The sequence below is a fragment of the Sporosarcina trichiuri genome, assembly GCF_030406775.1.
Lineage (GTDB): Bacteria > Bacillota > Bacilli > Bacillales_A > Planococcaceae > Sporosarcina > Sporosarcina trichiuri.
This window is the reverse complement of sequence record NZ_CP129119.1, coordinates 1,077,856-1,091,743: the sequence shown is the minus strand read 5'-3', so window position 1 is coordinate 1,091,743 and position 13,888 is coordinate 1,077,856. Positions and strand designations below refer to the sequence as shown.

14 protein-coding genes are annotated in these 13,888 nt (G+C 52.6%); 13 read left to right on the top strand and 1 reads right to left on the bottom strand.

What is annotated here, in order from left to right; genetic code table 11:
* The first annotated feature begins 23 nt into the window (after window positions 1-23).
* The 6 genes from QWT68_RS05820 to recO are packed head-to-tail and all read left to right on the top strand — an operon-like array spanning window position 24 to window position 5,141.
* Window positions 24-2,141, top strand: coding sequence for an HD family phosphohydrolase (locus QWT68_RS05820; RefSeq protein ID WP_040286643.1), 2,118 nt, complete (start codon window positions 24-26; stop codon window positions 2,139-2,141).
* A 39-nt stretch (window positions 2,142-2,180) separates the two neighbouring features.
* Entirely contained in the window at window positions 2,181-2,633 is a 453-nt protein-coding gene (ybeY, locus tag QWT68_RS05815; RefSeq protein ID WP_290150457.1) for an rRNA maturation RNase YbeY, read from the top strand.
* A 7-nt stretch (window positions 2,634-2,640) separates the two neighbouring features.
* Window positions 2,641-2,991: a diacylglycerol kinase family protein gene (locus QWT68_RS05810; RefSeq protein ID WP_040286642.1), complete on the top strand. Its 351-nt coding sequence runs from the start codon at window positions 2,641-2,643 to the stop codon at window positions 2,989-2,991.
* Between the two features lie 31 nt (window positions 2,992-3,022).
* Complete coding sequence (locus QWT68_RS05805; protein ID WP_040286641.1) at window positions 3,023-3,430, top strand: cytidine deaminase; 408 nt, start codon at window positions 3,023-3,025, stop codon at window positions 3,428-3,430.
* Window positions 3,417-4,325: a GTPase Era gene (gene era, locus QWT68_RS05800; RefSeq protein WP_040286640.1), complete on the top strand. Its 909-nt coding sequence runs from the start codon at window positions 3,417-3,419 to the stop codon at window positions 4,323-4,325. The genes QWT68_RS05805 and era overlap by 14 nt, the downstream gene beginning before the upstream one ends.
* 30 nt (window positions 4,326-4,355) lie before the next feature.
* Window positions 4,356-5,141 carry a DNA repair protein RecO gene (recO, locus tag QWT68_RS05795; RefSeq protein WP_040286639.1) on the top strand — a complete coding sequence of 262 codons (786 nt, stop codon included), beginning with the start codon at window positions 4,356-4,358 and terminating at the stop codon, window positions 5,139-5,141.
* 28 nt (window positions 5,142-5,169) lie between these two features.
* Here recO and QWT68_RS05790 read toward each other — a convergent pair whose 3' ends face one another.
* Complete coding sequence (locus QWT68_RS05790; RefSeq protein ID WP_040286638.1) at window positions 5,170-6,549, bottom strand: glycine--tRNA ligase; 1,380 nt, start codon at window positions 6,547-6,549, stop codon at window positions 5,170-5,172.
* 326 nt (window positions 6,550-6,875) lie between these two features.
* On the opposite strand from QWT68_RS05790, the gene ccpN reads away from it, so the two are divergent.
* From ccpN to cccA, 7 genes are all read left to right on the top strand, one after another.
* Window positions 6,876-7,505, top strand: coding sequence for a transcriptional regulator CcpN (gene ccpN, locus QWT68_RS05785; protein WP_040286637.1), 630 nt, complete (start codon window positions 6,876-6,878; stop codon window positions 7,503-7,505).
* Window positions 7,506-7,518: 13 nt separating this feature from the next.
* Entirely contained in the window at window positions 7,519-8,358 is an 840-nt protein-coding gene (locus tag QWT68_RS05780; RefSeq protein ID WP_290150147.1) for a pyruvate, water dikinase regulatory protein, read from the top strand.
* 176 nt (window positions 8,359-8,534) lie between these two features.
* Window positions 8,535-10,346, top strand: coding sequence for a DNA primase (dnaG, locus tag QWT68_RS05775; protein WP_040286635.1), 1,812 nt, complete (start codon window positions 8,535-8,537; stop codon window positions 10,344-10,346).
* Between the two features lie 33 nt (window positions 10,347-10,379).
* Window positions 10,380-11,498, top strand: coding sequence for an RNA polymerase sigma factor RpoD (gene rpoD / locus QWT68_RS05770; protein WP_040286634.1), 1,119 nt, complete (start codon window positions 10,380-10,382; stop codon window positions 11,496-11,498).
* A 57-nt stretch (window positions 11,499-11,555) separates the two neighbouring features.
* Window positions 11,556-12,113 carry a hypothetical protein gene (locus tag QWT68_RS05765; RefSeq protein ID WP_040286633.1) on the top strand — a complete coding sequence of 186 codons (558 nt, stop codon included), beginning with the start codon at window positions 11,556-11,558 and terminating at the stop codon, window positions 12,111-12,113.
* A gap of 81 nt (window positions 12,114-12,194) precedes the next feature.
* Window positions 12,195-13,337, top strand: a complete 1,143-nt coding sequence (locus QWT68_RS05760; RefSeq protein ID WP_290150144.1) for an acyl-CoA dehydrogenase family protein — start codon at window positions 12,195-12,197, stop codon at window positions 13,335-13,337.
* A 139-nt stretch (window positions 13,338-13,476) separates the two neighbouring features.
* Window positions 13,477-13,851 (top strand): cytochrome c550, encoded by a 375-nt coding sequence (gene cccA, locus QWT68_RS05755; protein WP_040286631.1) that lies wholly within the window; start codon window positions 13,477-13,479, stop codon window positions 13,849-13,851.
* The last annotated feature ends 37 nt before the right edge of the window (window positions 13,852-13,888 follow it).

Here is a 13,888-nt window from a genome sequence, read left to right as displayed (position 1 = left end):
TTGGCTGAAAGGGGATTCAAGGGATGCACAAGCCGTTGATCCGACTTATCAAGTCCTTGACATTTCAAGTAACTGCATCGTTCGTGGTCGGCCTGTCCGCCGTCCTTCTCTTTTTCCTGCTCCTGGAAGACGTCCGTCAGGAAACCTACGAACTTTCGCCCTTCGAGATTGCACCGAGCACGATACGTTCCCTGAAAACAGTTGAAGATACGGAACGCACTGAAGAAGAACGGGAACGGGTGGCGGACGAGCAGCCGCCTGTCTATCAATTCAACGAAGAGATAGCGCCGAACCGGCGGATGATCGCCCGATCGCTGTTCGATGATATTCTGGAAGTGAAGCAGTCGGTGCTTGCAAAAGAAGAGCACGTCACAGACACCGTTCTGAAGAAATCGGTGGATGAGATGAAAAAGAAACTGAAGGTGCTGAAAGAAAAGGAACCGGATTTTTACCTGAATGATACGGTACTCCGCAGCCTGCTCCTGGAAAACGAAAGCGTACTCCTGAACATCCGTCAGGAGACCGACAGCATCCTGGAGTCAGAGCTGACAAAGCCGTTCAAAGCAAAGGATCTTGCAGCCGTGCTGTACGATGCGGAACGCAAAATCAGGATGTCCGAGGACGTACCCGAAGAGCAGATCCAGACGATGATCCAGCTGATCAGGCCGCTGATCGTCCCTACTGAAACAGTCAATGAAGAACTGACTGAGCAGCGTATCAAACAGGCGAGGGACAGCATCGAGGCGACGCGGATCCTGCAGGGACAAGTACTCGTGCGGGAAGGTCAGGTGATCGACAAGGAGACGTACCGGCAGCTTCAGCTGACCGGACTGCTGACAAATCAGAGCTCCGCAAAACCGATTGCGGGTCTGGTCTGTTTCCTGCTGCTCTTGTCAGGCCTGATCTACGGATACTTCATGTTAAGCCGTGAAGACAGCGCCGTCAGGAGAAAATACTTGTTCATCTTTTATGCGGTCTTATTCCTGACAGTCATCGTGATGAAACTGGCAGGCGTGCTCGAAAAGGAATTCGACGTGCAGGTCGCCTTCATGTTCCCTGCCGCCATGGCACCCCTGCTGGTGAAACTGCTGACGAACGACCGTCTTGCAATCCTGTCGATCGTTGTCACATCCGCACTTAGCGGACTGATCCTGCAGGAAGGCGTTGCGTCGATCATGCAGATGGAAGTGGTGCTGTACTTCCTGCTCAGCGGGGTGACTGCCCTGCTGGTGCTCGGCGACAGCGGCAGGCGGACTGCTATCCTCCGTACAAGTCTGGCGGCTGCAGTCGTCAATGTGTTGTATATCGCTTTCTATCTGCTGATGACACAGTCTTCCTATACGATAGCGGAGATCATTTTCTATGCCGTCGCTGCTGTCAGTTCTGCTATCCTTGCAGCAGCGCTTACGATCGGGCTGCTCCCATTCTTCGAGTCGGTGTTCAACGTCGTCTCGGATATGCGCCTGATTGAGCTGTCGAATCCGAATCATCCGCTTCTGAAAAAAGTGCTGACGGAAACACCGGGAACCTACCACCACAGCGTGATGGTAGCAAACCTTGCCGACGCGGCATGCGAAGCGATCGGCGCTCACGGACTGCTGGCGAGGGTCGGCAGCTATTACCATGATATCGGTAAAACGGTGCGGCCGATGTACTTCATAGAAAACCAGCATGGCAAAAATCCGCATGATCAGTTGACGCCGGAAGAAAGCCGGGATATCATTATTGCCCACGCAACCGACGGTGCGGATATACTGGCGGCTCACAAAATGCCTTCACATATCATCGACATCGCCCGCCAGCATCATGGCACTAGCTTTTTGAAATTCTTTTTCCACAAAGCGAAAGAACAGGACCCCGGCGTCCGGGAAGATGACTTCCGATATGCAGGACCGAAACCGCAGACGAAGGAAATCGCTGTTATTTCCATTGCGGACAGCTGCGAAGCTGCCGTCCGTTCCATGAAGGAACCGACACCTGAAAAGATTTCCGCGCTCGTGAAAGCGATCGTCAAGGAAAAAGTGAACGACGGACAGTTCGATGAATGCGACCTGTCGCTCAAAGAGATCCGTAAAGTCGAGCAGGTCATCTGTGAAACATTGAACGGCATTTTCCACAGCCGTATCGAATACCCGAAATAACTTACATTAAGGAGGGAGCCTGTGCTTACCATTGACTTCATGGACGAAACAGACGGAGCCGCTGCCGGTGCCGCGGAATTGATCGAGCGGCTGCTCGCGTTCGCTGCAGATAAGGAAGCGGTAGCGTCCGGCACTGAATTGTCGGTAACCTTTCTGGACGATGAGTCCATCCGGGACATTAACCGGGAATACCGCGGGAAAGACACACCGACTGACGTCATTTCGTTCGCCCTGGAAGAAGAAGGCGAAGGGGAGACGGCGATTGTCGGTGCAGCGGACATGCAGCGCCATCTCGGCGATCTCCTTATCTCCGTCGAAACCGCAAAACGGCAGGCAGAGGAATACGGCCACAGTCTGGAGCGTGAACTTGGGTTCCTCGCACTGCATGGATTCCTCCACCTGCTTGGCTATGATCATATGACAGAGACCGATGAAAAGAAGATGTTCGGCCGGCAGGATGAGATCCTGCGAGAATACGGTCTCGGACGGTAATATAGCTATGAAGAAGTACCTCATGGCGTTTACGTACGCATGGATGGGCATCTGGCATGGTGTCCTGTATGAACGAAATGTCAAATCCCATCTGGCTGCAGCGGCTGCTGTCCTGGCTGCCGGCTTATGGACGGGCCTGAGCCGGACGGAGTGGATCATCATCGTCATCGTCATCGGACTGATGATAGCACTGGAGCTGATGAATGCAGCCGTCGAGCGGACTGTGGATCTTGTGACTGGTGAATGGCATCCGCTTGCGAAGCAGGCCAAGGATCTGGCTGCCGGTGCTGTCCTTGTTTTCGCGATAGCAAGCGCTGTCACAGGCGCGATCATATTTTTGCCGAAATGGTTTGATTAAGCGGCTTAATTACTAGATTGGAGTGGGATTTTTGGATAAACAGAAACTGATAGATCATGCGATACACGCTATGGAGAACGCCTATGTGCCGTACTCGAAATTCCCAGTGGGTGCAGCACTCCTGACTGCGGATGGTGACATCATAGAAGGCTGCAACATCGAGAATTCAGCATACAGCATGGCGAATTGTGCCGAACGGACCGCTTTCTTCAAAGCGATCTCGGAGGGAACCCGGTCGTTTGCTGCATTGGCCGTTACTGGGAATACGGAAGGCCCCATCTCACCCTGCGGTGCATGCCGACAGGTCATTGCAGAGTTCTGCCCGAGCGACATGCCGGTCTTCCTGACCAACACGACAGGAAGCATCCTGGAAACGACGGTTGGCGGGCTCCTTCCCGGAGCGTTCAGCAAGGAGGATCTCGACTATGGAGCACAATGATTTCAAGTCAGGCTTTGTCTCCATCATCGGCCGGCCGAACGTCGGAAAATCGACATTCATGAACCGGGTTGTCGGACAGAAGATCGCCATCATGAGTGATAAGCCGCAGACAACACGCAACAAAGTGCAGGGTGTCGTCACAAACGAAAACTCGCAGATGGTGTTCATCGATACACCGGGCATCCATAAGCCGAAACATAAGCTCGGCGACTTCATGATGAAATCCGCCAAGAATACGCTGAAGGAAGTCGATGTCATTCTTTTCATGGTCAATGCCAACGAGAAAATCGGACCCGGCGACAGATTTGTCATGGAAATGCTGCAGGGGACGGAGACACCTGTATTTCTCGTCATTAACAAAATCGACCTAGTGCATCCTGATGATCTGCTTGGCATCATCACCTCATATACCGAGGAATATGACTTTGCGGAGATCGTGCCGCTGTCCGCCCTGAATGGCAACAACGTGGAACGACTGATGGAGACGCTGCTGACCTATCTTCCGGAAGGACCGAAGTATTATCCTGATGACCAGGTGACCGATCATCCCGAACGCTTCATCGTCTCGGAACTGATCCGTGAAAAGGTGCTTCACCTGACGCGCGAGGAAGTACCCCACTCGATTGCAGTTGTTATCGACAAAATCTCGCGGGAGTCCGACAGGGACCTGGTCAATGTCATGGCCACCATCATCGTCGAGCGGGATTCCCAGAAGGGGATTGTCATCGGTAAGCAGGGCGCCCTGCTGAAACAGATCGGTTCGAAGGCCCGTCGTGATATCGAAATGCTACTTGGTTCGAAGGTCTATCTGGAACTCTGGGTGAAAGTGCAGAAAGACTGGCGCAATAAGCCCGGGCAACTGAAGGAGTTCGGATTCAGGGAAGACGAATACTGACCGTTCTGCAATTGAGTGGAGGCGAACGTCATGATGAACAAATGGGAAGGGATCGTGCTTCGTACAATCCCATATGGCGAGACGAATAAGATTGTCACCATACTAACGAAGGAAGCGGGCAAGCTGACAGCGATGGCCCGCGGCGCAAAGAAACCGGCGAGCCGGCTTTCTTCCGTTACGCAGGTGTTCGTCCATGCATCCTTCCTGCTGCGGACCGGGAAAGGGATGGGCGCGCTGGAACAGGGGGAGACGATCGATTCCATGCGGCACATCCGTGAAGACCTGGAAGCGACTGCGTATGCCAGTTATATTGTCGAATTGACCGATAAGCTGACAGAAGACGGAAGCCGCCTGTCAGGTGTCTTCGATTTGCTCTACGACTCCCTGCATGCGATCGATGAAGGGTATGATCCTGAAGCTGTTGCACTGTTCGCTGAGTGGAAGATGCTGCCGGTCGCCGGAATATACCCTGTACTCCACCAATGCGCCTCCTGTGGTGCCACGGAAGGTGAATTTGCGTTCTCCTTCCAGGAGATCGGTTTCCTCTGCCACCGCTGCTTCCACAGGGATCCCTATATCGTCCGGATCACACCCGCACAGCTGAAACTGATCCGCACATTCGCCGCCGTGCCGATTTCCCAAGTGGGCTCGCTGATACTGAAGAAGACGACCAAGCAGTTCATGAAGAAATTGGTCCGCCAGATCTATGATGAGCAAGTCGGGCTGCGGCTCAAGTCACGTACCTTCCTCGACCAGATGGACAGGACTCCTGCACTGACACGGAAAACTGAAAAACCGGAGGAACCAGATGAGTGATCTGGTTTCTCCGGTTTTTTCACGGCTGTCAGAATGTGATGCGTTCTTCGATGTATTGCTGCAATTCACTGATCGGCATCCGGACCTGATCCATCGAGTCCCGATGGCGGACGGTCACTTGACGGTCCTCTTCGGAATCGAAATCATAGGTGATGCAGAAAGGCGTGCCGATTTCGTCCTGGCGGCGGTACCGCTTTCCGATCGACTGGGAATCGTCATATTGGACGGCAAAATGTTTCCGCAGCCCGGCGAACACTTCCTCCGCGCCGGCAGACAGTTTCTTGGACAGCGGCAGCACGGCAGCCTTGACCGGCGCGAGTGCTGGATGGAAGCGCATGACAGTCCGCTTGTCATCCCCTTCGAGATCCTCTTCGTCGAATGCGTCACAGAGGAAGGCGAGCGTGACACGGTCGGCCCCGACGGAAGGTTCGATACAGTAGGGTACGAATTTTTCGTTCGTCACAGGATCCTGGTAATGGAAATCCTCATTGGAGAATTCCATGTGACGCTTCAGATCGAAGTCTGTCCGATTGGCGATTCCCCAAAGTTCGCCCCAGCCGAACGGGAACTTGAACTCGATATCAACTGTGCCTTTTGAGTAGTGGGACAGCTCATCCTGATTATGTTCACGCAGGCGGATGTTATCTTCTGTGAGCCCGAGAGCGAGCAGCCAGTTCTTGGATGCTTCCCGCCAGTATGCGTACCAGTCTTCGTCTTCACCCGGTTTGCAGAAGAACTCGAGTTCCATCTGTTCGAATTCCCGTGTGCGGAACGTGAAGTTACCGGGAGTGATCTCATTCCGGAAACTTTTCCCGATTTGCGCGATGCCGAATGGAAGCTTCTTTCTCATGGAACGCTGGACATTTTTGAAGTTCACGAAAATCCCCTGTGCCGTTTCCGGACGGAGGAAGATTTCGTTGGCGGACGAGTCCGTCACCCCCTGTGTCGTCTTGAACATCAGGTTGAACTGGCGGATGTCCGTATAGTCGAGTGCTCCGCATGACGGACAGACGATATCATGCTCGACGATCAGTTCTTTCATCTTTTCGAATGGCATGCCGTCGACGACGACCTCCATTCCTTTTGCTTCGAGAGCGTCTTCGATCAGCTTATCCGCCCGGTGGCGTGTTTTACACTTCTTGCAGTCGATCATCGGGTCGTTGAAATTGCCGATATGGCCGGATGCTTCCCAGACTTTCGGATTCATGAGGATTGCTGCGTCCAAGCCGACATTGTACGGGGACTCCTGGACGAATTTCTTCCACCAGGCCTGTTTGATATTGTTTTTCAATTCGATGCCGAGCGGCCCGTAATCCCACGTATTTGCAAGTCCTCCGTAGATTTCCGAGCCCGGAAATACGAATCCCCGCTGTTTTGAGACGTTGACGATCTGCTCCATTGTGTACATAAGAATCCCTCCAATTAAAATAAGCACCCGTCCCCGGACATATACTGTCCGAGGACGGGTGCGACATGCCCCGCGGTTCCACCTCGATTGGCTGTGAGTCACAGCCCGCTTTCCAAATTGCAATGGCTCCGGGCTGCCGTTTCATGTCCGCTGCGGGCTTGCACCATCCCCGCTCGCTGTCTTCGTGACACTAGTTATAGGCCCTTCTTCGCCTTTTATTCAGCTGGATACAGTTTAGCACGGTTCTTCATTCTTCGCAATAGAACATGATTTGTTATATACTAGAGGGAGATTTGTTGAATTGAACGCTTAGGACGGTGACATAGATGGAACTCAATAAGCGCCAGACGGAGATCGTTGCCATCGTCAAGGCGGATGGCCCGATAACCGGGGAGCATATCGCAGACCGGCTGCATCTGACACGTGCTACAATCCGTCCGGACCTGGCCATCCTGACAATGGCCGGATACTTGGATGCCCGGCCCCGTGTCGGCTACTTCTATTCGGGGAAAAAGCAGGCGGCATCTGTCGGCGACGAGATGATCGGCATGAAGGTCGGTGATTTCCAATCCACACCCGCAGTCGTCACGGAGCAGGATTCCGTGTATGATGCCATCTGTCAGATGTTCCTGCAGGATGTGGGGACATTGTTCGTCGTTGACGGGAATTCCTGTCTGACAGGTGTCCTTTCACGCAAAGACCTGCTTCGGACAAGTATAGGGAATACCGAACTTGAAAAGATGCCGGTGCATGTCATGATGACACGCATGCCGAATATCATCTACTGCCATAAGCAGGATACACTCCTGTCCGCGGCTCGGAAGATGATAGATAAGCAGATAGATTCCCTGCCCGTCATCAGTTCCGCGTCCGTTGGGCTGGAAGTTGTCGGGCGGATTACGAAGACAAACATTACGGCTGCTTTTCTGACACTCGCACAAGACCATGAGCTATGAGGTGACCCATTCTATGAACAAACTCAAATTCTTCATCGTATCGGATTCTGTCGGTGAAACTGCGGAACTCGTCGCAAAGGCAGCGGCCAGTCAGTTCCGGCAGGACTTGGAGACGGTATCGATGACCCGTTTCTCACATATCGAAGAGGAGAGCCAGCTGAAGGAGATCGCCTGGCTCGCCCAGCAGCAGCATGCGATCATCATCTATACACTTGTCAGAAGCAGCATGCGTGAATCGCTGGTCCGTCTTTGCGGCACGCACAGTATCCAGTGTGTCGATCTGCTCGGTCCGATCCTGCATTCCATCGAGCATATGACAAGAGAACAGCCGATCGAGGAGCCGGGCCTGGTCCGCCAGCTGGACGACGATTATTTCAAGAAAATCGAGGCGATCGAGTTTGCGGTGAAGTATGATGACGGCCGGGACCCGCGGGGGGTTTTGAATGCGGATATCGTATTGGTCGGAATCTCGAGGACATCCAAAACACCGCTGTCCCAGTACTTGGCGCATCAGCGTTTCAAAGTGGCGAATGTCCCCCTCGTCCCTGAAGTCGAGCCGCCCTCTGAGCTGTACAGTATTGACCCGGGCAAGTGCTTCGGGCTCGTGATTTCCCCGGAAGTCCTGAATTCGATACGGAAAGAGCGGCTGATCGCACTCGGCCTGAAAGATGATGCGAACTACGCCAAAATCGACAGGATCGAGCAGGAGATTGCCCATTTCTATAAAGTGGCGGACAAAATCGGCTGTACCGTCATCGATGTTTCCAACAGGGCAGTCGAGGAGACCGCCAATGTAATCATCGCGCAGCTGAATAACAGGAAATTCGAACAGATTCGGAAGGACCTCCAATGATTGGAACGGTCCCTCTTTTTTCGTTTTGGACTTCCTGAAGCGGGAAAACTATTTTGTATTGGTATTGTTCTGCAGAATGGTGTAAACTAGAAATTTCCGTATAAAATAAAAAATTGTCGAATTAAGAAGGGTTTTTCGGCACGATATCGAATTAAAGACTGTGAGATGGTGAGCATATGTCTAAAATACCTGAACAGACAATAGAGGAAATCAGATCCAAGACGGACATTGTCGATCTGATCGGCGAACATGTCCGCCTTACGAAGCGGGGAAAGAATTGGTTCGGACTCTGTCCGTTCCACGGTGAGAGCACGCCGTCTTTCTCGGTCTCGGAGGACAAACAGCTTTTTCACTGTTTCGGCTGCGGAGCGAGCGGCAATGCAATAACATTCATCATGGATATTGACGGACTCCCTTTTACGGAAGCGGTCGTCCAGCTCGCTCAGCGGCTGGACATCCCGATCGATGCATCCGTGGAGATGGGGAACCGCTCTGAAAAGAATACGGTCCACAAACAAATGTATGAAGCCCATGAGTTCGCGGCAAACTTCTATAACCATCTGCTTTTGAATACGGTTGAAGGTGAAAAAGCATACGAATATTTGCTGGAAAGAGGGTTTACGAGGGAAACTATCGAAAAGTACAGCATCGGCTTTGCCCTGGACGACTGGGAAGCGCTGACTTCACTGCTGGCACGTCAGGGATTCGATCCGGAAGAGATGGTCGCTTCAGGGCTTATCATACAGAGGGAGGACGGCACAGGCTGTTTTGACCGGTTCAGGGGGCGGGTGATGTTTCCGCTGCACGATGACAATGGCCGGATTGTCGGTTTTTCCGGCCGCGTCCTCGTCAAAAATGATAAGGAAGCGAAATACCTGAACAGCCCGGAGACACCGATTTTCCAGAAAAGCCGTCTGCTCTATAATTTTCACAGGGCGCGAGTCAATGCACGTAAAACGGGTAATGTCATAGTATTCGAAGGTTTCATGGACACGCTGTCGGCGGATCGGAATGGGATCGGAAACACGGTGGCGGTAATGGGGACGTCACTGTCCGACCATCAGCTTATCAAGCTGAAGCGGATCACCAGCGACCTGATCATATGCTGTGACGGGGACAGCCCTGGCTGGGAAGCCGCGAAACGTTTTGCCGACCTTTCCATGCAGAAGGGATTCAATGTAAGGGTAGCCCTGCTGCCGGGAAAGATGGATCCCGACGATTATATTTCCGAGTACGGCATCGAAGCCTTCGAAGATAAGATCATCGGCAATCCGCATACGTATATGTCATTCATACTGGCTTATTCAAAACGGTCCAAAAACCTGTCACAGGAAAATGACATTCTCCAATATATCCACGAAGTCATGGAACAATTGGCGGCTGTCCTGACACCTGTCGAAAAGGATATCATGCTGCGGCAGCTGTCTGCAGAGACGAACGTCTCGGCGGACGCACTTGCACAGGCATTTGCAAAAGCCGCCGGAAAAGCTGCCAAACATACACAGAGCAGCACAGCTGCAGTCCAGGCGCCTCCTCCGGTCCAGCAGCCTTCCAAGAAGACGCTGTCTGCAACGGAACGGGCGGAACGGCTGCTGTTCGGACACATCGTGAACGATGGTTCCCTGTTCGATACGGTACGGCAGCATGATAATGTCTTCATCCATGACGAGTATGCAACGCTTTACATCCGCCTCGCAGGATTTTATGAACAGTACGGCAGTCCGGACTTCCACCGTTTCTCTGAAATGATCGAGGAACGGGAACTGCGCCGTCTGGTCCTGGAAGCTGCATCGGCGGACCGTGACCCCGAGCATGCCGAACAGGAAGTGGAAGATTGTGTGAAACACCTTAAGAAATACAGGATCCAGCAGCTGATCGAACAGAAAATGCACGAATCGAAAGACGCGGAAAAAATGAACGATCATCCAGCAGCTCTTGAGCTTGCGCGCGAGATCATACAGCTCCGGAAATCATTATCGGCAATGTAAGCCGACCGGCGTACTAAGGAGGAACAGGTTATTATGGCAAAAAAAGAGGAACTGACTGGCGAGACTGAAACTACATTGGAGGATGCCAAAGCGGCCCTGCTCGACAGCGGCAAGAAAAGCGGAGAGCTTTCTCTGGAAGAGGTTACAGAGAAACTTGCAGCCTTTGAAATGGAACCCGACCAGTTTGAGGAGTTTCTCGATCAGATCGAGGCAGCCGGCATCGAGATGGAAGGCAAAGAGGACAGCGCGGAAGATGCACCTGATAAGCCGGCTGCCGATGAGGAACGGTTCGATCTGAACGATCTCAGTGTTCCGCCGGGTGTGAAGATCAATGATCCTGTCCGTATGTATCTGAAAGAGATCGGCCGTGTCGACCTGCTTACCGGTAAAGAGGAAGTCGAATTGGCGAAGCGGATCATCGCTGGCGATGAGGAAGCGAAGAAAAGGCTTGCGGAAGCGAACTTGCGGTTGGTCGTCAGTATCGCAAAGCGCTATGTGGGCCGCGGAATGCTGTTCCTCGACCTCATCCAGGAAGGTAACATGGGGCTTATCAAAGCTGTTGAAAAGTTCGACCATACGAAAGGGTTCAAGTTCAGTACGTATGCGACTTGGTGGATCCGCCAGGCCATCACCCGTGCGATCGCGGACCAGGCGCGTACGATCCGGATTCCTGTCCATATGGTGGAAACCATCAACAAGCTGATCCGTGTCCAGCGCCAGCTGCTGCAGGATCTCGGCCGGGAACCATCGCCTGAGGAGATCGGCGAGGAAATGGAACTCACACCTGAGAAAGTGCGTGAGATCCTGAAGATTGCGCAAGAGCCCGTCTCTCTCGAAACACCGATCGGGGAAGAGGATGATTCCCATCTTGGTGATTTCATCGAGGATTCGGAAGCGCAGTCCCCGTCTGACCATGCAGCCTATGAACTGCTGAAGGAACAGCTGGAAGATGTGCTCGATACGCTGACCGACCGGGAAGAGAACGTCCTGCGTCTCCGCTTCGGACTGGATGACGGCAGAACAAGGACACTCGAGGAAGTCGGGAAAGTATTCGGCGTCACCCGGGAACGGATCCGGCAGATCGAAGCGAAAGCACTCAGAAAGCTGCGCCACCCATCCCGCAGCAAGCGTTTGAAAGACTTCCTGGAATGATTGCCGAGGTGCCGGACAAGCTGCCGGCGCCTTTTTTGAAAGAGAAGGAGAACGGTTATGAACCCACAGCGCAAACGGATCATCATTTCTGAAATACAGTATTGGAAGAAAAACCGACTCCTTCCCGAGCATTATTGTGATTTTCTGATCACGCTGTACGCCCAGGGTGAATCGGAAGGACAGGAAGAGATGAAGGCAGAGACGTCCGTTCTTGAGAAAGAACGGTCTCCCGTTTCCGGCAGACTGATTCTGCTTCTCCTGGCAGCCGGCGGGCTCGGAGCAGTACTGTTTTTCGTCAAAAGTCATCCGCTGGCAGCAATCGCAGCCACTTGTCTGTTCACGGCGATGCTGCTAGTCCGGCTGATGACCAGCAAGGCAGTCAGGAATTCCCTGCTGCCATTTACCTACATAATTGCGGCGTTTCTTATTCTCGGACTCTCACTGAAAGTATGGTTTTCATATTTTGAGGGGGAGACCATGCTGCTTCTCGGTCTGCTGATGCTCAACAGTATCCTTTGGCTGTTTGCGGGCCGGCTTCTGAAACTGATGTATTTCACGATTTCCGGTTCAGCCGGACTTTTAATGATTATCGGATTCCTGCTCATGACCTATTGAGCAGGGATTCTTTTTTCTGTTAACCTATCCGTAAATTCGGTATAATGAATCATGTAAGCGTTCACAAAGGGGGAATGAGAGATGGATTTTAACTTAACTGAAGAACAGCAGATGATACAGAAGACGATCCGGGAATTCGCCAGTGAGGAAGTCGCTCCCGGCGCGATTGAACGGGACCGTACAAATGAGTTTCCGAAAGAGATTTTCCGCAAACTTTCAGACATGGGGATGATGGGCCTGCCGTTTTCGGAGGAGTATGGGGGCGCCGGTGCGGATACGACCAGTTTTGCAATTGTCACGGAAGAGCTGAGCCGTGCCTGTGCTTCGACAGGGATTACATACTCCGCACATATTTCACTTGGCGGTGCGCCGCTCAATCTGTTCGGGACGGAAGAGCAGAAGCAGAAATATCTGCGCCCGATCTGCGAAGGGACATCGTTCGGCGCGTTCGGTCTGACAGAACCGAATGCCGGCTCGGATGCCGGAGGCACACAGACAACTGCCGTGCTGGAAGACGGCACCTTCACGATCAATGGGTCGAAGGTGTACATCACCAACGCCAGCTATGCAAAGAATCTGGCATTGACCGCAATTACAGGGAAGGATGAGTCAGGCGGCAAAGAGATCAGCGCCATCATCGTACCGACGGATGCGGACGGGTTCACAATCATCGACAATTATGAAAAGATGGGGCTTCACGCATCCAATACGACGGAGCTCGTACTGGATAATGTCCGGGTGGCGGAAGAAAACCTGCTCGGCAAGAGAGGGAACGGTTTCCGTCAGTTCCTTGTCACATTGGACGGCGGCAGGATCGGAATCGGAGCGATGGCTGTCGGAATCGCCCAGGCAGCTTATGACAGGGCCCTCCGCTATTCAAAAGAACGGAAACAGTTCGGTAAGACGCTGTCCGAATTCCAGGCGACGCAGTTCAAGCTCGCAGACATGGCGCTGAAGATCGAGCTCGCACGCACAATAGTGTACAAAGCCGCCTGGCTGAAAGACCAGGGCAGGCCGTTCACAAAAGAAGCGGCGATGTGTAAACTGTATGCGTCCGAAATTGCGATGGAAGTCGCCGATCAGGCGATCCAGATTCATGGCGGCTATGGCTATATGCGGGAGTACGAAGTCGAGCGCTATATGCGGGACGCCAAGCTGCTTGAAATCGGGGAGGGAACTTCCGAAGTCCAGCGTATGGTGATCGCCCGGCAGATCGGCTGCTGAAAATCTTCACAAAGTATGGCGAAATTGTCACAAAATCGAAAAGTAGAATGATAAGTCTTTCGGTTTCGCCGCGAATACAGTACAATGAATGTGTGCACTATATACTACAGAATTGTTTCTGGTGAAGGAGGTTAGTTCGTTGGGTAAAAATCCTGTTGTTCCTTATATTCTGATTTTCGCGCTTGGAATCGGACTCATTTTCTTCATGTCCTTGTACGGGATTCCGCAGCAGAAGGAAATTGCCGGTTCGGATGATGAAGCAACTGAAGAAGGTACGAAAGACGAAGGCGCAGATTCCGGTGATTTCGATCCGGAAGCGGTCGCTCAGCAGAAATGTATTACATGTCATGGTGAAAACCTCGAAGGTAACATTGGGCCGAGCCTGCACGGTGAAGGCAAAGATGCCGATGAGCTCCATGAAATCATCAAGAATGGTAAAGGCGGCATGCCGGGTGGACTTATCGAAGATGCTCACATCGACGACATGGTCGACTACATTCTCTCTTTGAAATAATCCATGTGAAAAGCGACCGGGGGTATCCATACTTCCC

Excerpts from the sequence above, each read along its gene's own strand:
- QWT68_RS05820 (WP_040286643.1), top strand. The coding sequence starts at position 24 with ATGCACAAGCCGTTGATCCGACTTATCAAGTCCTTGACATTTCAAGTA.
- ybeY (WP_290150457.1), top strand. The coding sequence starts at position 2,181 with ATGGACGAAACAGACGGAGCCGCTGCCGGTGCCGCGGAATTGATCGAG.
- QWT68_RS05810 (WP_040286642.1), top strand. The coding sequence starts at position 2,641 with ATGAAGAAGTACCTCATGGCGTTTACGTACGCATGGATGGGCATCTGG.
- era (WP_040286640.1), top strand. The coding sequence starts at position 3,417 with ATGGAGCACAATGATTTCAAGTCAGGCTTTGTCTCCATCATCGGCCGG.
- recO (WP_040286639.1), top strand. The coding sequence starts at position 4,356 with ATGATGAACAAATGGGAAGGGATCGTGCTTCGTACAATCCCATATGGC.
- QWT68_RS05790 (WP_040286638.1), bottom strand. The coding sequence starts at position 6,549 with ATGTACACAATGGAGCAGATCGTCAACGTCTCAAAACAGCGGGGATTC.
- ccpN (WP_040286637.1), top strand. The coding sequence starts at position 6,876 with ATGGAACTCAATAAGCGCCAGACGGAGATCGTTGCCATCGTCAAGGCG.
- QWT68_RS05780 (WP_290150147.1), top strand. The coding sequence starts at position 7,519 with ATGAACAAACTCAAATTCTTCATCGTATCGGATTCTGTCGGTGAAACT.
- dnaG (WP_040286635.1), top strand. The coding sequence starts at position 8,535 with ATGTCTAAAATACCTGAACAGACAATAGAGGAAATCAGATCCAAGACG.
- rpoD (WP_040286634.1), top strand. The coding sequence starts at position 10,380 with ATGGCAAAAAAAGAGGAACTGACTGGCGAGACTGAAACTACATTGGAG.
- QWT68_RS05765 (WP_040286633.1), top strand. The coding sequence starts at position 11,556 with ATGAACCCACAGCGCAAACGGATCATCATTTCTGAAATACAGTATTGG.
- QWT68_RS05760 (WP_290150144.1), top strand. The coding sequence starts at position 12,195 with ATGGATTTTAACTTAACTGAAGAACAGCAGATGATACAGAAGACGATC.